Source organism: Actinomycetospora lemnae (assembly GCF_028737315.1).
Lineage (GTDB): Bacteria > Actinomycetota > Actinomycetes > Mycobacteriales > Pseudonocardiaceae > Actinomycetospora > Actinomycetospora lemnae.
Genome location: NZ_JAQZAO010000001.1, coordinates 199,444 through 216,655, shown reverse-complemented (window position 1 = coordinate 216,655; position 17,212 = coordinate 199,444). Strand labels below are relative to the sequence as shown.

Here is a 17,212-nt window from a genome sequence, read left to right as displayed (position 1 = left end):
CGTCAGGATCGTCCCCGACACGACGTCCCCACCCGGCCGGGAGCCACGCGATGCGCTACGACGACGACGCCCAGCTCGACGCGTCCGAGGTCACCGACCAGCGGGGCCGGAGCGGTGGCGGGTCGTTCGGGGGTGGTGGCGGCGGGCCGGCCGGCGGCCTGCTGCCGATGCTCGTGTCGCTGCTCTTCCGGGGGCGCAGCGGCAAGGTCAGCTGGGTCGTCGTCGTCGTGGTCGTCGTCGGGTTCCTCGCCGTGTCGTTCCTGGGCGGGGGCGCCGGGACGTCGGTGCCGGTGGCGGGCGGCTTCGGCGAGCCGGGCGGGCCGCCGGTCGCCGGGACGTCCGAGCTCGCGAGCGAGTGCCGCACCGGCGCGGACGCGAACACCAACCCCGACTGCGCGATCGTCGCGGACATCAACTCGATCCAGGCGTACTGGGCGGGCGGCGGCTACGCCCGGGTCGCCCGGGTGACCCGCGGGGCGGCGCCGACCTACCAGCGCGTCGACACGGTCTTCTTCTCCGACCGGGTGAACACCCGGTGCGGCAGCGCCGACTCCAGCGCCGGGCCGTTCTACTGCCCGGCCGACGACCTCGTGTACATCGACCTGACGTTCTACGACCAGCTGCGCCAGCAGTTCGGCGCCCAGGGCGGCGGGCTGACCAACGCCTACGTGCTCGCCCACGAGTACGGCCACCACGTGCAGGACCTGCTCGGCACCGAGGCCGCGGTCCGCACGCGCCAGGGCGCGACGTCGGACGCCGTGCGGCTGGAGCTGCAGGCCGACTGCTACGCCGGGGTCTGGATGAACCACGCGACGGCGCCCGCCGACGGGCGTCCCGCGCTGATCACCGACGTCACGCAGGCCGACCTCGACGGCGCGATCGACGCCGCGCAGCGCATCGGCGACGACTACATCCAGGGGCGACTCGGCGGCGGCACGGTCGACCCGGACTCGTTCACACACGGCACGTCCGCGCAGCGCAAGAAGTGGCTGACCACGGGCTACGCCACCGGCGACCCCACCCGCTGCGACACCTTCCGCACCGACGACCTCGGCTGACCCTCGCCCGATCGCGGGCCCGTCGTTGCCCGGGGCGACGTCGCTCGTTCTCCGGGGTGACGGCGGGCACGACGCGGGGGGAGTGGTCGGCGATGGGACACCACAGGAGGACCCGGTCCGGCCGGCGTCGCGAGGCGGCACCCGGAACCCCGCGCCCGGAGCCGGGGCCGCCGGCCGGTGACGTCCCGCCCGCGCCCCGCGCGGGCGGTGTGAGCGGCCGGGACCTCGACCAGCTCGCCGACGCCGCGCGTGCGGCGCGGCGCACCGGGTGGCCGTTCGGGACGGAGGTCCTCGCAACCGTCGACACCCGTGGCGTGCCGGCGGCCCCGCCGCCGCCCCCGCGGGACGGCCGGCCCCGCCGCTACGCGACGCACCAGCCGACGGCGCCGTTGGCGATCGTCGACCCGCGGGCGCACCGGACCACCTGAGCGGGTGGTGCCTCCCGGGCCCGGCGCTGTGACGATGGGCCGGTGACCACCGAGGAGCCGCCGGTGCGGACCGACGCGGGCGTCACGGCGCCCGCCGCGACCCCGGGCGACGGCCCGCCGCCGTGGGTGCTGCGGCTGCTGAGCCTGACGACCTACGTCGGGATCGTCGGCTTCGTCGTCGCCGAGGTCGTGCAGCTGGCGCAGCACGGCACCGCGGGCCTGCTCCCGGCGACGCTGGACAACGCGCTGGCCTGGATCGTCGGCGTCAACGCGATCATGATCGGCTCCGGGCACCTCCTGATGCCCGACCCGATCGCCGACGCCATCGGCTGGCCGCGCGGGAGCCCGTTCCAGTGGGAGGTCGGGCTCGCGGGCGTGCTGATCGGCGTGCTCGGGGTGATGGCGCCCGGGTTCGACCGGGGCTTCCAGCTCGCCACCGTCATCGCGTTCTCGATCTTCTACCTGGGCGCGGCCGTCGGGCACGTGGTCCAGCGGCTCCGCGCGGGCAACACGTCGCCGGGCAACACCGGGTTCATCTTCTGGTTCGACGTCGTCGCGCCGCTGGTCGTCATCGGCCTCTACGTGGCGACCTGAGGCAGCCCCGACGCGCGACTCAGCGCCCGGCCGTCGTCGCCAGCGCGTCGCGCAGGATGTCGAGCCCGAGGTGCAGGTCGTGATCGGTGATCGTCAGCGGCGGCGCCATGCGGATCACACCGCCGAGCCCGGGCAGCTGGACGATGTTGACGTGCAGGCCGCGGCGCAGGCACTCGGCGGTGAGCTCGTGGTTGAGCGCGAGGTCCGGCGTCCGGCTGGCCTTGTCCGCGACGAGCTCGACGCCCTGGAGCAGCCCGCGCCCGCGCACGTCGCCGACCTGCTCGTGGCGGTCGCGCAGCTCGCCGAGGCGCGCGCTCATGACCTCGCCCAGCCCGCGGACCCGGTCGGCGAGCCCGTCGCGCGTCACCACGCGCAGCACGGTGTGTGCGACCGCCGCGGCGAGCGGGTCGGAGACGTGGGTCGTGTAGAAGAGGAAGTCGCGCTCGTGGCAGACCGCCTCGATCTCCGGCGACGTGACGACGGCGGCCACGGGCAGCCCGGCGCCCAGCGTCTTCGACAGGGTCAGCAGGTCGGGGGCGACGCCGTCACGCTCGAAGGCGTACATCGTGCCGGTGCGCCCGACGCCGGTCTGGGCCTCGTCGAGGACGAGCAGCATCCCGCGCTCGTCGCACTTCTCCCGCAGCCGCGCGAGGTAGCCGGGCGGGAGCTCGATGATGCCGCCCGACGACAGGATCGGTTCGACGAGGCAGGCGGCGAGGCTCCCCGCGGACTGGCGGTCGACGAGCTCGAAGCCGAAGTCCAGCTCGGCGGACCAGTCGTGGCTGCCGTCGGCGCGGCGGAACGGCGAGCGGTACGCGTCGGGCGTCGGCAGCGCGAGGTTGCCGGGGACCGGCGGGCCGTACCCGCGCCGCCCGGCCGAGAACGTCGCGGCGCCCGCGCCGTGGGTCATGCCGTGCCACGAGCGGTCGAACGACACGACCTCGTACCGGCCGGTGGCGAGCTTGGCCATCTTCAGCGCGGCCTCGTTCGACTCCGCGCCGGTGCTCACGAGCAGCACCTTGCTCAGGGGCTCCGGCAGCGTGTCGGTGAGCGCCGCGGCGAGGTCGAGCAGCGGCGGGCTGAGCATGCCGCTGTGCAGGTGGTCCAGCGTCGCGACCGCCCGCGTGACCGTCTCGACGACCTCGGGGTGGCTGTGCCCCAGCACCGAGCTCATCTGCCCCGAGGTGAAGTCGAGGAGCTCCGTGCCGTCGACGGTCACCACCCGCGAGCCGTGCGCCCGCGCGACGAGCTCCGGGGCGAACGGGACGCCGTAGCGGACGAGGTGCTCGGTGCGGTCGGACACCCTCCCGAGGGTGGGCCGGAAGTTGTCCTAGGTCAAGAGGTGCGCGTCTGCCGGATCTGGTCCCGGACCTCCCCGACCATCCGGATGGAGCCCTCGTCGAGGACGTTGCCGAACTCGACCACCTCGGTGCCCCGCCCGACGCCCGCCGCGAGCCCGGGGTCCTCGCTGGGCACGACGAGCACCGCGAGGTCGGGCGGGACGTCCCCGTCGTGCGGCACGACGACGACGTCGGCGAGCCCGGCCGTGCGGAACCAGTCCCGGACCTGCTCGGCCTGGTGCGGGGTCGAGTAGCGCACGCCGACCCGCGCGCCCGCCGGCAGGTCCGCGACCCGCGCCAGCGTGCGGATGTGCGGCGCCACCACGACGGCGACGGTCTCGACGTCGCGCTGCGCGTGGTGCGCCCACCGCCGCACCTCGGCGAGGTGGAAGAACGTGGTGACGACGAGGTCGCCGTCGGTGGCGGTCGCGTCCAGCTCGTCGAGGAGGCTGGGGCGGACCTCGGCGTGCAGGCGGTCGCCGAGCTCCTTCGCGAAGGCCTGCGCGCGCTCGTGGTTGCACTCGACGAACACGGTGCGCACCTCGGTCGCGGCCCGCTGCGCGAGGACGAAGGCGAGGTCACGGACCTCGCCGGGCGACAGGCCGGACCGCACCGCCTCGCGCACGGCGTCGACGAGGGGGCCGGGGGCCCGGTGGGCGTCGGGCTGCGGGCCGGGGCGCGGGGCTCGCGCCGTCACCGCCGTGCCGCCGCCGGCCCGGGTCTCGATCACGCCGAGCCCGCGCAGCGTGGCGTACGCCTTCGACACGGTGTTGCGGTTGACCCCGAGGCTGTCGGCGAGCCGGCGCACGGTCGGCAGGCGCTCGCCCGGGAGCAGCCCGCCGTCCTCGACCAGCGAGCGGACCTGCTCGACGATCTGCCGGTACACGGGCGTCCCCGACGTCGCGTCGAGGCGCAGATCGGGCACGGGGCGAGCGTAGTCCTAGGACAACGGGGTCGGGCGTGCGGAACGGCCCTCGTCGGCGACCGATGACTCCCGGCCCTCCCGGCCGTCCACCTCCGTGACCGCACCGCAGCGCCGGGAGGAATGCTCATGACCGTGGCCGACCCCGCCGACACCGCCACCGTGCTCGCCGCCACCCGTACCGAGCGGGCCGCGCTCGCCGCTGACCTCGCCGGGCTCAGCGCCGCGCAGTGGGCGGCGCCGTCACTGTGCGACCGCTGGACGGTCGAGGACACCGTCGCCCACCTCACGGCCGCGGCGAGCGTCGGGCCCTGGCGCTGGCTGCGCAGCGTGCTCGGCGCGCGCTTCGACTTCGACCTCCACAACGCTCGGCGCCTCGCCGAGCACCGCGGCGCGACCCCGGCCGAGACCCTCGCGCGGTTCCGGGGGGTCATCGACAGCACGACGTCGACGTGGGGGCCGAAGGCGGCGTGGCTCGGCGAGGTCGTCGTGCACGGCGAGGACGTCCGCCGGCCGCTCGGGATCGGGTACGCCCCGCCGGTCGCGACGACGACCGCGGTGGCGGCGTTCTTCGCGAGCCGCGACTTCACGGTCAGCGGGCGGACGGTGTCCGCAGGCCTGCACCTGCGCGCCACCGACGGTCCCTTCGACGTCGGGGACGGACCGGAGGTCACCGGCCCGACCCTCGCGCTCGTCATGGTCATGGCCGGCCGCGCGGCGCACCTCGACGACCTCCACGGCCCCGGGGTGGCGACGCTGCGGGAGCGCCTCGCCCCGCCCTCCGCCTAGGGGCCGGCCTCAGCCGTCGTCATCGTCGTCGCCGTCGGCGTCCGCGGGCTGCTCCGCCGGCGCCGGCTGCTGGACCTGGCCCCCCGGCGCAGGCTGCTGCGGCTGCCCGGGGATCGGCGCCGGCTGCCCCGGCGCCTCGACGACCTGCCCCGTGGCGGGCGCGTCGTCGTCGTCGTCCCCGCCCGGCTCCATCTGCGGGAACTGGAAGACCAGCACCAGACCGATGATCGCGGCGAGGACCGCGAGCCCGGCTCCGACTCGATCCTTGGTCACCGTCGTCCTCCTTCTCTCGGGGCGGGCCGGCTCAGTCGTCGACCGGGACCTCGCCGAAGAGCACGAGGCTCAGGACGAAGTAGGTGACGTAGAGGGCGAGCAGGACGACGCCGTGCCAGCGACGCAGTCGCCCGGTGGCGAGGAAGACCGCCGAGAGCACGGTGAACACGAGCAGCACGGGCATGTGCCAGACGAGCGTGTCGTCGTCGACGAGGATGGCGCCGCCGATCAGCAGGATGATCCCGAGCTTGCCCGTCACCGAGAAGACGACGCTGCCGATGACGTTGGCGATCCCGATCTCCGGCGCGCCACGGCGGGAGGGCTCGACGGACAGCAGGATGTCCTCGAGCGTCAGCGCCAGCGTCGCGATGGTGACGCCGAAGACGGTGCCCTCGATCTCGAAGTTCTCGAGGATGCCCTCCGTGCCCTGACCGGCGATGAGCGCGCCGACGACGAGGCCGACGAGGGCGACCACCGCGAGCAGGATCGTGCCGGCCGGCGAGGCCTGCCGGGCCTTGAGGAAGCCCTGGTCGACGCGCAGGTCGGGCGGGAGGTGGAAACCCCCGCCCTTCCCGTCACCGCCGCCGCCGGTGCCGCCGGTGCCGCCGGTGCTCGCGGTCGCGGTCCCGCCGGCGTCGTCGCCCGGACCCTCGCGGGTCAGGATGGCCGTCCCGCCCCCACCGGCGCCGACACCGGCCTTCTCCAGCTGCTCGTAGAGCTCGGCGTTCCGGAAGACCGGGCGGCGCGCGGAGTACTCGCGGTAGGCGATCCAGCCCACGAACGCGACGAAGAGCAGCAGCAGGACGACACCGGTGGCCACCGACAGCGCCCCGGTCAGCGCCAGCGCGTACATGACGACGGGCGCGGCGACGAACAGCGCGAGGTAGCTCTTCGGCACGTCGACGGCGCACGGCGCCACGATCGCCATGAGCGCGAGCACGATGCCCGTCATCGCGATGGTCGTGCCGATGACCGTGCCGAGCGCGACCTCGCTGAGGTCCTCGAGGTTCAGCGCGATCCCGAACGCGAGGTCGTCGAACTCGATGCCGGTGAACACCACGGCGATGAGGAAGAGCGAGACCGCCCAGCGGCTGGCGACGCCGACCAGGTAGCCGATGAGTTTCTCCGCGCTGTAGACGAGCACCGCGATGCCCAGGACGAACTCGATGATGGGGATCGCGGCCACGGCTCAGCTCCTCGGATACGCCGATGTCGACAGAGATCGCGTCGAGGTGATGGTGATCGGGATCATCGCGTGGTGCAACGGGTTGACGTGCGTCACAGATCCGCGTAGGGCCGGACGGCGCAACGGCGGCCGGACCGGGCGGGTGACACGTCCGGCACGGGTGGCGCCCCCGGGCACGGGGCCCGGAGGATGCCCCCGACGCGCCCAGCCCGCGAGGAGGAGTCGGACGGATGAGCGACCTCGAGGTCGACGTCGTGGTGATCGGCGCCGGACCGGTCGGCGAGAACGTGGCCGGCCGCGCGCACCAGCAGGGCCTGTCGGCCGCGATCGTCGAGTCCCGCCTGGTCGGGGGCGAGTGCTCGTACTACGCGTGCATCCCGTCGAAGGCGCTGCTGCGTCCCGTCGACCTGTACGCGGCCACCCAGCGCATGCCCGGTGTCGCCGAGGCCGTGTCCGGGGGCGTCGACGTGTCGGCGGTGCTCGCCCGGCGCGACGCGTTCGCCGCCGAGGACGACACGGGGCAGGCCGACTGGCTCTCCGGCGCCGGCATCACCCTGCTGCGCGGGCACGGGCGGCTGGCCGGCGAGCGCGCGGTCGAGGTGACCCACCACGACGGCACGACCACCTCGGTCGCCGCCCGGTACGTCGTCGTGGCCACGGGCTCGACGCCCGCGCGGCCGCCGATCGACGGGCTGGACACGGTGAACGCGTGGACCAACCAGGAGGCCACCCAGGTCAAGGAGATCCCGGCGTCGCTGCTGATCCTCGGCGGCGGGGTGGTCGGGGTCGAGATGGCGACGGTGTTCCGGCGGCTCGGCGCGCGGGTCACGCTCGTCCAGCACGGCGACCGCCTGATCCCCACCACCGAGCCGGAGGCCGGCCGCCGGCTGCAGGCCGCGCTCGAGGCCGACGGCGTCGACGTCCGGCTCTCGACGTCGATGACCGCGGTCCGGCGCGACGGGGGCTCGGGAGACGGAGCGGAGCGGAGCTCGACCGGGGGTGAGGTCGTGGCGACCCTCGACGACGGGTCCGAGGTGCGCGGGTCGGAGCTGCTCGTGGCCGCGGGCCGCCGGCCTGCCACGTCCGACCTGGGCGTCGACACCGTCGGGCTGGAGCCCGGCCGCCCGCTCGACGCCGACGAGAGCACCACGGTGCTGGGCGACTGGCTCTACGCGGTCGGCGACGCCAGCACCGGCGCGAAGCTGACGCACATGGGCAAGTACCAGGCGCGCATCTGCGGTGACGTGGTCGTCGCGCGCTCGCGGGGCCAGGAGCTGGGCGGGCGGTACTCGCACCACGCCGCGACCGCCGAGCACACCGCCGTCCCGCAGGTCATCTTCACCGACCCGCAGGTCGCGGCCGTCGGGTACACCGAGGCCGGGGCCCGCGACGCCGGGCTGCCGGTGCGCGCGGTGTCCTACGAGATCGGCAGCGTCGCGGGCGGCTCGCTGCAGGCCGACGGGTACGACGGGTTCGCGACGATCGTCGTCGACACCGACCGCGCCGTCATCGTCGGCGCGACCTTCGTCGGGCAGGACGTCGCGGACATGGTCCACGCGGCGACGATCGCGATCGTCGGCGAGGTGCCGCTCGAGCGGCTCTGGCACGCCGTCCCGTCGTTCCCGACGATGAGCGAGGTCTGGCTGCGCCTGCTCGAGACCTACGGCCTGTAGACCGGAGGTCGACACACGAGGAGGCCGGGATGCAGATCGGGGACCTGTCGGCGCGCACCGGCGCGAGCGTGCGGTCGCTGCGGTACTACGAGGAGCAGGGGCTGCTGACCAGCACGCGCAGCGCCGGCGGCCACCGCCGCTTCGCCGAGCACGACGTCGACCGGGTGCTGCTGCTCCAGCGCCTCTACGCCGCCGGGCTCTCCAGCCGCACCATCGCCGCCGTGCTCCCGTGCGTGGACCGCCCGAGCGACGCCACCTCCGACGACGCCTTCGACCTCATGGTCGCCGAGCGCGACCGGCTGACCGGGCACATCGCCGACCTGGTGCGCACCCGCGACGCCCTCGACGAGCTGATCGACGTCAACCGCCGGTCCCGGGCGGTCGCGCCGGTGGCCTGACGTCGGGCGGGTGATCCCCGGTCGTCGCGTGCAGCACCCGGCTCCACCGCATCGTCGTCGCGCGACGACCTGCCGGGCGTGACGTGTCGTGCCGGCCGCATGGTCCGGCGCCACCGGGGAACCTCCTCGCGTGCAGACGCTGCGGATCGTGCCGGACCTGCGGAGCTCGGTCGTCGAGGAGATGCCCGCGACCCAGGCGCTGCTGTTCACGTCCCGCCGCGCCGACGCCGACCCCGCCCTGCTCGCCGACCCGCGGGTCGCACCCTTCACCCCGCGCCGGCTGCTCACGGCGCTGCGTGACCGCGAGCTGGCGGTGCTCGAGGTCGCCGAGCCGCTGTGGACGGGGGAGTGGGTGCGGGCGCTGCGCTGGATCGCGCTCGCGAAGCTGCGCCGCCCGCGGATCACCGTCGCGACCTACGCCATCGAGAACCTCGACGCCCGCGCGCGCCTCGCTCCCCGCTCGCTGGGGCACCGGCCCGTCCTCGGTGCCGCGGCCACGCGCCTGGCCGTCCTCGGGATGGGCGTGTCGGTGCTGCTGGCCCTCGACGCCGTGGTGTTCGGGACGAGCGGCGCCGCCGAGAACTACCGGCGCGCCTTCGGCTGGGCGCTGCGCGGGACCCGGCAGACGGTGCTCACGCCGCGGCTGAGCGCGTGCAGCGTGTGCGGCCCCCGCGTCGACGGCGGCACGCCGCGCGAGCGGACCGTCCTGTTCCTCGGCACGCCCAGCGAGCGCAAGGGCTTCGCGGTGCTCACCGCCGCCTGGGAGCACGCCGGCTCGGTGGACCGGGGCTGGCGGCTCGTGGTCGCCGACCCGAGCGGGGCCACCGACCGGCCCGTGCCCACCGGGGTGTCGATCGTGGCGGACCCGCCCCGCGCGACCGTCCACGCGCTCCTGCGCGCCGCCGCCGTGGTCGCCATGCCCTCGGTGCGGCGGCCGGGCTGGCGCGAGCAGATCGGGCTGCCGCTGGTGGAGGGGCTGACGCACGGCTGCCGCGTCGTCACGACCACCGAGACCGGCCTCGCCGACGACCTGCGCGACCACCCCCGCGTCGTCCTCACCGCCCCCGGCGACGTCGCGGACCTCGCCGCCGGCCTGCGGCGGGCGATGGACGCCGCCGACACCGCCGACACCGACCACGCCGACCACGCCGCCGATACCGACGCGGAGCAGGTCGGGCCGCGGGGCGCCACCAAGACCGACGTCGTGGCCTGGTGGCTCGAGGGCGCCCTCGTCTGACCGGATCCCCTTGACACGCTCGCCGATCGGCGCTGCTCTCCTCCCAAGGGGGGATGAGGGTGGTCGACGCGATCGGGTGGCGACGTCGGGCGGGCGTGGTGCTGGCGGGCGTCGTCCTGCTGGCGTCCGGGTGCTCGGGCGGTCCGGGTCGGTCCGCGCCACCCTCGTCCGATCTGCCGACCGACACCCGTCTCGCCGACCGGCTGTCCGCGACCACCAGCGGGGACGCCGCGTTCGTCCACCTCCAGGCGTTGCAGGCCGTCGCCGACGGGAACGGCGGGCAGCGTGCGGCGGGGTCGCCGGGCTACGAAGCGAGCGTCGAGTACGTCGCCGGGGCCCTGCGCGCGGCGGGGTTCCGCGTGGAGACGCCGGTGGTCACCGTCGAGTCCGAGGACGGCCCGCCGATCACGACGCGCAACGTCGTCGCCCAGACCACCACCGGGCGCACCGACGAGGTCGTGCTCGTCGGCGCCCATCTCGACAGCGTCCCCGAGGGTCCGGGGATCAACGACAACGCGAGCGGGTCGGCGGCGCACCTCGACGTCGCGCTGGCCCTGGGCAGCGCGCCGCCGGTGCAGAACGCCGTGCGGTTCGTGTGGTTCGGCGCCGAGGAGGACGGGCTGCTCGGCTCGCAGGCCTACGTCGACGGCCTCGCCGAGGAGGAGCGGCGGGACATCGCGCTGATGCTCAACACGGACATGATCGCGTCGCCCAACGCCGCCTACCTCACCTACGACGGCGACGACGCCGACGGGACCGCGGACGAGCCCGCGCCGCCCGGCTCCGACGTCATCGAGCGCCGTCTCAAGGCCCGGCTCGCCGCGATCGGTGTCCCGGCCGGCGACGTGGACCTGTCCGGCGGCTCCGACTACGGCCCGTTCGTCGAGGCCGGCATCCCCGCCGGCGGCGTGAACACCGGTGACGCGCCCCTCAAGACCCCGGAGCAGGCGGCGCTCTGGGGCGGCGAGCCCGGCGTGCCGTACGACCGCTGCTACCACCAGGCGTGCGACACCCTGGCCAACATCGACCGCCTCGCGTTCGACCGGATGGTCGACACCATCGCCTTCGCCGTCGGGTCGTTCGCGGTCGACCTGGGCGGCATCCCGCCCCGCGCGGCTCGTGACCAGCGGTGATCGCCCCGACGCGCGCCGTGCAGGGGCCCTGTTGCCTCTGGTCTCGCCCCGCCCGGACGGAGTGGAATCACCGTCGGCGCGCACCTGCCCGTGAGCCCCGCGCCGGGCTCGGAGTCCCAGGAGTGGAACCGTGAAGAAGCTTCTCAACGACCCGGCCGATCTCGTCGCGGAATCGCTGCGGGGGGTGGAGCGCGCACACCCGGAGCTGCGCGTCGACCACGAGAACCGCATCATCTACCGCGCCGACGCCCCGGTGTCGGGCAAGGTCGGGCTGCTCTCCGGCGGCGGCAGCGGGCACGAGCCCGCCCACGCCGGGTTCATCGGCCCCGGGATGCTCGACGCGGTCTGCGCGGGCGAGGTCTTCACCTCGCCGGTCCCCGACCAGATGGCCGAGGCGACCAAGAACATCGACGGCGGCGCCGGCGTGCTGCACCTCGTCTGGAACTACACCGGCGACGTCATGAACTTCGACATGGCCGCCGAGCTCGCCGCCGCGGAGACCGACACGACGGTGGAGGCCGTCGTCATGAACGACGACGTCGCGGTCGAGGACAGCCTCTTCACCGCCGGCCGCCGCGGGACCGGCGCCGCGATCCCCGTCGAGAAGATCGTCGGCGCCGCCGCCGAGCAGGGCCGCAGCCTGTCCGAGCTGGCCGACCTGGCCCGTCGGGTCAACGACAACTCCCGCAGCATGGGGATGGCGCTGACCTCCTGCACCGTGCCGGCCAAGGGCAGCCCCACGTTCGACCTCCCCGAGGACGAGATCGAGATCGGGATCGGGATCCACGGCGAGCCGGGCCGCCGGCGGGTCCCGCTCGCCTCGGCGCACGACATCGCCCAGATGCTCGTCGACCCCGTGCTCGCCGACCGGGACTTCACCGGCGGCGAGGGCGTGCTCGTCTTCGTCAACGGCATGGGCGCCACGCCGATGCTCGAGCTGTACCTCATGTACAACGAGGTCGCCGCGCTCCTCGACAAGGCGGGCATCGTCCCGGTCCGCACCCTGGTCGGGCCCTACGTCACGAGCCTGGACATGGCCGGGTGCTCGGTGACGATCACCCGCCTCGACGACGAGCTGCTCCGGCTGTGGGACGCCCCGGTCGCCACCGCCGGCCTGCGGTGGGGCATGTGATGGCGGGGGTCGACAACGACACCCTGCAACGGTGGCTGCGGGCGTTCGCCGCGTCGGTGGCCGAGCAGAAGGACGCCCTGACCGCGCTCGACGCCGCGATCGGCGACGCCGACCACGGGGCCAACATGGACCGTGGCATGGCCGCGGTGGTCGCCTTCCTGGACGCGACGCCGCCCGCGGACCCGGCGGCGCTGTTCAAGCAGACCGGGATGACGCTGGTGAAGTCGGTCGGGGGCGCGAGCGGCCCGCTCTACGGCACCCTGTTCCTGCGCATGGCCCCGGCCACCGGCGGCGCCGGGGCGCTCGAGCCCGACGTGTTCGCGAAGGCGCTGCGGGCCGGGCTCGACGGGGTCGTCGCCCGCGGGAAGGCCGAGCTGGGGGACAAGACGATGGTCGACGCCCTCGCCCCGGCCCTCGACGCGCTCGACGCCGCGCTGGCGGCGGGGGAGCCCCTCGCGGAGGCGCTGCGGGCGGCCTCGGACGCCGCCGACCGGGGCCGCGACGAGACCACGCCGATGCTCGCCCGCAAGGGGCGGGCGAGCTACCTCGGCGAGCGCAGCATCGGCCACCAGGACCCGGGCGCCACCTCGGCGGCGCTGCTCCTCGCCGCGGCGGCCTCGGTCGTCGCCGACCAGGAGGCCGCGTGACGGTCGGGATCGTCGTCGTCTCCCACAGCCGGGCCCTCGCCGAGGCGGCGGTGGGCCTGGCGGGGGAGATGCTCCAGGGCGCCGACCACGCCGACGGGTCGAGCTCCGCGGCGCCCCGTCCCCCGTCCGTGGAGGTCGCCGCCGGCCTCGACGACGGGGGCTTCGGCACCGACGCCGTCGCCATCAGCGAGGCCCTCACGAGCGCCGACCAGGGCGACGGCGTCGTCGTGCTCATGGACATGGGCAGCGCCGTGCTCTCCGCGGAGCTCGCGCTGGAGCTGGTCGACGACGACGTCCGCGAGCGCGTGGTGCTCTGCCCCGCGCCGCTGGTCGAGGGCCTGGTCGTCGCCGTGGTCAGCGCGGCCGGCGGGGCGTCGGCGGCCGAGGTCGCGGCGGAGGCGGGGGACGCGCTGGCGGCGAAGTCGGGGCACCTGGGCGAGGCCGTCACGCCTGCCGCCGCGGCCCCCGTGGCCGAGGCGTCCGTGGCCGGGGCGGGCGAGGAGACCGGCACCTTCACCGTCCGCATGCCACACGGGCTGCACGCCCGCCCGGCGGCGGCGCTGGTCGCGGCGGTGCGGGGTCTCGACGCCGACGTGCGCTTGCGCAACCTCGCCCTCGACGGCCCGGAGGTGTCGGCGGCGAGCATGTCGAAGGTGGCGACCCTCGGCGCGCTGCAGGGCCACGAGGTCGCCGTCCGGGCGCACGGTCCCGACGCCGCCGTCGCGGTGCGCCGGCTGCAGGAGCTCGCCGAGGAGTCCTTCGGGGAGACGGCGCCGGCGGCGCCCGCCCCGACTCCGGCGGCCCGGGGCACGGGCCGGCCGATCCCCGCCTCGCCCGGCGTCGGGATCGGCCCGGTCCGGGTCGCGGCGCCCGCCGGGATCATGCTGCCGGCACCCGTGCCCGGCTCCCCGGCCGAGCAGCGCGACCGCCTCGCCGAGGCCCGGGCAACCGGCCGCGAGCACCTGCGCGCGGTGCGCGACCGGGCGGCCCGCGAGATCGGCGAGGCCGAGGCGACGATCTTCGACGCCCAGATGCTGCTGCTCGACGACCCCGACGTGCTCGCCGACGCCGACGCCCGCGTCGAGGCCGGGGCCGACGCGGCCCAGGCGTGGGCGGACGCCATGGACGCCGTCGAGGCGGCGCTCGCGGCCGCCACCGACGAGTACCTGCGCGGACGGGCGCGCGACGTCCGCGACGTGCGCGACCAGGTCCTGGCCGCCCTCGGCGGGCACGCCGAGACCGCGGCCGCGTCCGACGGCGTCCTCGTCGCGGACGACCTGACGCCCGCCGACGCCGCGGTGATCGACCCGGGGCGGACGGCGGCGGTGGTCCTCGCCGGCAGCAGCCCCACCGCGCACGCCGCGATCCTGCTGCGCGCCCGGGGCGTGCCGGCCGTGGTCGGGGTGGGCAGCGACCTGGCCGCCCGCGCGCGGCAGGCCGGGGTCCTCGCCGTCGACGGGACCACCGGCGAGCTGGTCGTCGACCCCGACGAGTCGGTCCTCGCCGACTTCCGCGCCCGCGCCGCCGCGCACACGGCCCGTCGCGACGACGCGCTGCGGCGGGCCCACGAGCCGGCGGTGACGCGCGACGGCACCACGGTGCTCGTCGGCGCCAACGTGGGCTCGGTCGACGACGCCGTGGCGGCGGTCGGGGCCGACCTCGCGGGCCTCGTGCGCACCGAGTTCGGTTTCCTCGACCGGCACGACGCCCCCGACGTCGCCGAGCAGGAGGCGGCCTACCGCGCGATCGCGGAGGCGATGGGCGGCCAGCGGATCACGCTGCGCACCCTCGACGTCGGGGGCGACAAGCCGCTGGACTACCTGCCGATGCCCGCCGAGGCGAACCCGTTCCTCGGGGTCCGTGGGCTGCGCCTGGCGCTCGCCCGCCCGCAGCTGCTCGCCGACCAGCTCGAGGCGATCGTGCGGGTCGCCCACGACCACCCGGTCGACGTCATGTTCCCGATGGTCACCACGGTCGACGAGCTCACGGCTGCCCGCCGGGCGCTCGACGACGCGGTCGAGACCGTCGGTCGGGGGCGCCCGGAGCTGCGGGTCGGGATCATGGTCGAGGTGCCGGCGGCGGCGCTCAAGGCGGCGTCGTTCGCGCCGTCCGTCGACTTCCTCTCGATCGGCACCAACGACCTCACCCAGTACGCCCTGGCCGCCGAGCGCGGCAACGAGGACCTCGCCGCCCTCGCCGACCCCCTCGACCCCGGGGTGCTGGCGCTGATCGCGGCGACGGTCGAGGGCGCGGGCGACGACGTGCTGGTCGCGGTGTGCGGGGAGGTGGCCGCGGACGAGCAGGCGGTGGCGCTGCTGCTCGGGCTGGGGGTGCGCGAGCTGTCCGTGGCCCCCGCCGCGGTCGGCGTCGTCAAGCAGGCGGTGCGGGAGGTGGACATGGACGAGGCGCGGGAGCTGGCCACCACGGCCCTGACGTGCCCCGATGCGCCGGCGGTGCGGCGGTTGGTCGAACAGCGGAGCAGCCGGCACCCGTGACCGCTAGGACGGCGGGCGGGAGACGTCGTCGATGGTGAGCGTGCCCAGGTCGGTGTTGGCGATCCAGACCTCGGTGCCGTCCGGGGAGACCGCGAGGGCGACGCTGTCCGCGAACTCCTCCACGAACCAGCCGGCGGTGACCGCCTCCGTCGCGGTGTCGACGGCGGCGAGCACCGGCGGGTCCGTGGCCAGTGTGGCGAACACGCGGTCACCGTCGCGGGAGACGGCCAGCCCCGTCACCGGCCCGGGCAACGCCACCTCGTCGATCGGGGTGGCGCGGTCGGGGTCGACGACGGTCAGGGCGTGCCGCGGGTCGGCGCTGCCGAGGTAGACGACCTCGCCGTCCGGTGCGGCGACGGCGAGGTGGGCGGGCGCGCCGAGCCGGATCGACCGCGCGGGGGCACCGGTCCGGACGTCGACGACGTCCGCGGTGGACCGGCGGTCGTCGACGCCCAGGAGCCGGGTGCCGTCGGCGCTCGGGGCGAGGCCGGTCGCTCCGCGGTCGAGCCGGCCCGTGACCCGCCCGGTCGCCAGGTCGACGACCACGACGCCGCTGCGGACCGGCACGAACACGGTCGTCCGGCGCGCGTCGACGACCGGTGCCCCCACCGTCGGCTCGGGCAGCGGGATGGTGGCTGCGACGGCCGATCGCCGCAGGTCGACCACGACGAGCTCGTCGCCCGCCCGCTGGGTGGTGGTCACGAAGAGCTGCTCCCCGGCCGCGTCGGGGACGGCGCCGACGGTGCGGCCCGCGCCGAGCAGGATCTCCGTGACGACGGTGCGCCCGCGGACGTCGAGCACCGAGACCGTCCGGCTGCCCGCGTTGGCGATGACGGCCTCGGCCCCGCTCGCGGTGAAGGCCACGGCGACCGGGCCGACCCCGATGGAGATCCCGGTCCCGGTGTAGCGGCGCACGGCGGAGACACCCACGACGACCAGGAGGGCGACGAGCGCGACGACCAGCGCGCGACGGAACCACGTCGGCAGGGGCCAGGGCGCCGGCATCGACCAGCGGCGCGGCACGGCGAGGCGATCGGCCGGCTCCGGCTCCGTCGGCTCCGGTTCCGGCTCCGGTGGGTCCAGCGGGGCGGTCGGCCGGCGCCGCAGGGCCGCCGCCGCGTCCGCGGCCAGCGCCCCGGCGCGCGGGTAGCGGGCTGCGGGGTCCTTGGCCATGCCGCGCGCGACCACCTCGCCCAGCGCGGCGGGGACGTCGTCGGGCAGGACGGGCGGCGAGAGGTAGAGGTGCGCCCCGACCAGCGCCGACGAGTCGCCCTCGCCGAACGGTGCCGTCCCGGTGAGGCACGCGTGGAGGACGCAGGCGAGCGCGTACACGTCGGACCGGGCGTCCGCGGGCTCGGCGCGCAGCCGCTCGGGCGCCATGTAGGCGAGCGTGCCGATCACCATGCCGTTCTCGGCGACGCTCATCGACCCCGCGGGGCGGGCGATGCCGAAGTCCGTGAGGTGGGCGAAGTCGTCCGGGCCCACGAGGACGTTCGACGGCTTGACGTCGCGGTGCACCAGCCCCGCGGCGTGGGCCGCGTCGAGCGCGGCCGCGACCTGGGTGATCAGCCCGACCGCCCGCCGGGGCTCGAGGGGCCCCGACCGGAGCAGCGTGGCGAGGTCGGTGCCGTCGATGAGCCGCATGTCGAGGTAGAGCTGGCCGTCGATCTCGCCGTAGTCGTGCACGGGCACCACGTGTGGCTCCCGCAGCTCGGCGGCCGCCTCGGCCTCGCGGCGGAACCGCTGCCGGTAGGCCTCGTCGGCTCCGAACCGGGGGTGGAGGAGCTTGAGGGCAACCCAGCGCGCGCGCCGGGTGTCCCACGCGTGGAACACCTCGCCCATCCCGCCCCTGCCCAGCAGCCGGCCGAGACGGTAGGGACCCAGCTCGGCGGCCACGCGGCCCAGCC

At 75.7% G+C, this 17,212-nt stretch carries 16 protein-coding genes; 11 read left to right on the top strand and 5 right to left on the bottom strand.

Features of this window, described 5'->3' with window-relative positions:
• The first annotated feature begins 50 nt into the window (after positions 1–50).
• The 3 genes from ypfJ (at position 51) to PGB27_RS01010 (ending at position 2,080) form a co-directional block, all read left to right on the top strand.
• Positions 51–1,058, top strand: coding sequence for a KPN_02809 family neutral zinc metallopeptidase (gene ypfJ, locus PGB27_RS01020; RefSeq protein ID WP_274198468.1), 1,008 nt, complete (start codon positions 51–53; stop codon positions 1,056–1,058).
• Between the two features lie 209 nt (positions 1,059–1,267).
• Complete coding sequence (locus PGB27_RS01015; RefSeq protein WP_274198467.1) at positions 1,268–1,486, top strand: hypothetical protein; 219 nt, start codon at positions 1,268–1,270, stop codon at positions 1,484–1,486.
• Between the two features lie 42 nt (positions 1,487–1,528).
• Complete coding sequence (locus PGB27_RS01010) at positions 1,529–2,080, top strand: DUF6790 family protein (RefSeq protein WP_274198466.1); 552 nt, start codon at positions 1,529–1,531, stop codon at positions 2,078–2,080.
• 19 nt (positions 2,081–2,099) lie between these two features.
• Here the strand turns inward: PGB27_RS01010 and PGB27_RS01005 are convergent, their stop codons facing one another.
• Positions 2,100–3,383, bottom strand: a complete 1,284-nt coding sequence (locus PGB27_RS01005) for an aspartate aminotransferase family protein (RefSeq protein ID WP_274198465.1) — start codon at positions 3,381–3,383, stop codon at positions 2,100–2,102.
• Positions 3,384–3,415: 32 nt separating this feature from the next.
• Positions 3,416–4,345: a GntR family transcriptional regulator gene (locus PGB27_RS01000; protein ID WP_274198464.1), complete on the bottom strand. Its 930-nt coding sequence runs from the start codon at positions 4,343–4,345 to the stop codon at positions 3,416–3,418.
• Between the two features lie 126 nt (positions 4,346–4,471).
• Here PGB27_RS01000 and PGB27_RS00995 point away from each other — a divergent pair, with 126 nt between their 5' ends.
• Positions 4,472–5,131: a maleylpyruvate isomerase family mycothiol-dependent enzyme gene (locus PGB27_RS00995; protein ID WP_274198463.1), complete on the top strand. Its 660-nt coding sequence runs from the start codon at positions 4,472–4,474 to the stop codon at positions 5,129–5,131.
• Positions 5,132–5,140: 9 nt separating this feature from the next.
• Here PGB27_RS00995 and PGB27_RS00990 read toward each other — a convergent pair whose 3' ends face one another.
• Together PGB27_RS00990 and PGB27_RS00985 are read right to left on the bottom strand one after the other, a co-directional pair.
• On the bottom strand, positions 5,141–5,404 hold the full coding sequence (locus PGB27_RS00990) for a hypothetical protein (protein WP_274198462.1): 264 nt from the start codon (positions 5,402–5,404) through the stop codon (positions 5,141–5,143).
• Between the two features lie 31 nt (positions 5,405–5,435).
• Complete coding sequence (locus PGB27_RS00985) at positions 5,436–6,590, bottom strand: sodium:calcium antiporter (protein WP_274198461.1); 1,155 nt, start codon at positions 6,588–6,590, stop codon at positions 5,436–5,438.
• A gap of 230 nt (positions 6,591–6,820) precedes the next feature.
• Between PGB27_RS00985 and PGB27_RS00980 the strand changes: the two genes are divergently transcribed.
• From PGB27_RS00980 to ptsP, 7 genes are all read left to right on the top strand, one after another.
• Positions 6,821–8,263 (top strand): dihydrolipoyl dehydrogenase family protein, encoded by a 1,443-nt coding sequence (locus tag PGB27_RS00980; protein ID WP_274198460.1) that lies wholly within the window; start codon positions 6,821–6,823, stop codon positions 8,261–8,263.
• Between the two features lie 29 nt (positions 8,264–8,292).
• Complete coding sequence (locus PGB27_RS00975) at positions 8,293–8,661, top strand: MerR family transcriptional regulator (RefSeq protein ID WP_274198459.1); 369 nt, start codon at positions 8,293–8,295, stop codon at positions 8,659–8,661.
• A 130-nt stretch (positions 8,662–8,791) separates the two neighbouring features.
• Positions 8,792–9,898 carry a glycosyltransferase gene (locus PGB27_RS00970; RefSeq protein ID WP_274198458.1) on the top strand — a complete coding sequence of 369 codons (1,107 nt, stop codon included), beginning with the start codon at positions 8,792–8,794 and terminating at the stop codon, positions 9,896–9,898.
• 53 nt (positions 9,899–9,951) lie between these two features.
• Positions 9,952–11,031 (top strand): M28 family metallopeptidase, encoded by a 1,080-nt coding sequence (locus PGB27_RS00965; RefSeq protein WP_274198457.1) that lies wholly within the window; start codon positions 9,952–9,954, stop codon positions 11,029–11,031.
• Positions 11,032–11,161: 130 nt separating this feature from the next.
• Positions 11,162–12,163: a dihydroxyacetone kinase subunit DhaK gene (gene dhaK / locus PGB27_RS00960; RefSeq protein ID WP_274198456.1), complete on the top strand. Its 1,002-nt coding sequence runs from the start codon at positions 11,162–11,164 to the stop codon at positions 12,161–12,163.
• Positions 12,163–12,810: a dihydroxyacetone kinase subunit DhaL gene (dhaL, locus tag PGB27_RS00955; RefSeq protein WP_274198455.1), complete on the top strand. Its 648-nt coding sequence runs from the start codon at positions 12,163–12,165 to the stop codon at positions 12,808–12,810. Before dhaK ends, dhaL begins: the two co-directional genes overlap by 1 nt.
• Complete coding sequence (ptsP, locus tag PGB27_RS00950) at positions 12,807–15,305, top strand: phosphoenolpyruvate--protein phosphotransferase (protein WP_274198454.1); 2,499 nt, start codon at positions 12,807–12,809, stop codon at positions 15,303–15,305. Before dhaL ends, ptsP begins: the two co-directional genes overlap by 4 nt.
• A gap of 3 nt (positions 15,306–15,308) precedes the next feature.
• Here ptsP and PGB27_RS00945 read toward each other — a convergent pair whose 3' ends face one another.
• A complete protein-coding gene (locus PGB27_RS00945; RefSeq protein WP_274198453.1) occupies positions 15,309–17,201 on the bottom strand; it encodes a serine/threonine-protein kinase in 1,893 nt (630 codons plus the stop codon).
• Positions 17,202–17,212: the final 11 nt, after the last annotated feature.

Coding starts and splice junctions, on each gene's coding strand:
- ypfJ (WP_274198468.1), top strand. CDS start 51: ATGCGCTACGACGACGACGCCCAGCTCGACGCGTCCGAGGTCACCGAC.
- dhaL (WP_274198455.1), top strand. CDS start 12,163: ATGGCGGGGGTCGACAACGACACCCTGCAACGGTGGCTGCGGGCGTTC.
- PGB27_RS00995 (WP_274198463.1), top strand. CDS start 4,472: ATGACCGTGGCCGACCCCGCCGACACCGCCACCGTGCTCGCCGCCACC.
- PGB27_RS00975 (WP_274198459.1), top strand. CDS start 8,293: ATGCAGATCGGGGACCTGTCGGCGCGCACCGGCGCGAGCGTGCGGTCG.
- PGB27_RS00980 (WP_274198460.1), top strand. CDS start 6,821: ATGAGCGACCTCGAGGTCGACGTCGTGGTGATCGGCGCCGGACCGGTC.
- PGB27_RS00965 (WP_274198457.1), top strand. CDS start 9,952: ATGAGGGTGGTCGACGCGATCGGGTGGCGACGTCGGGCGGGCGTGGTG.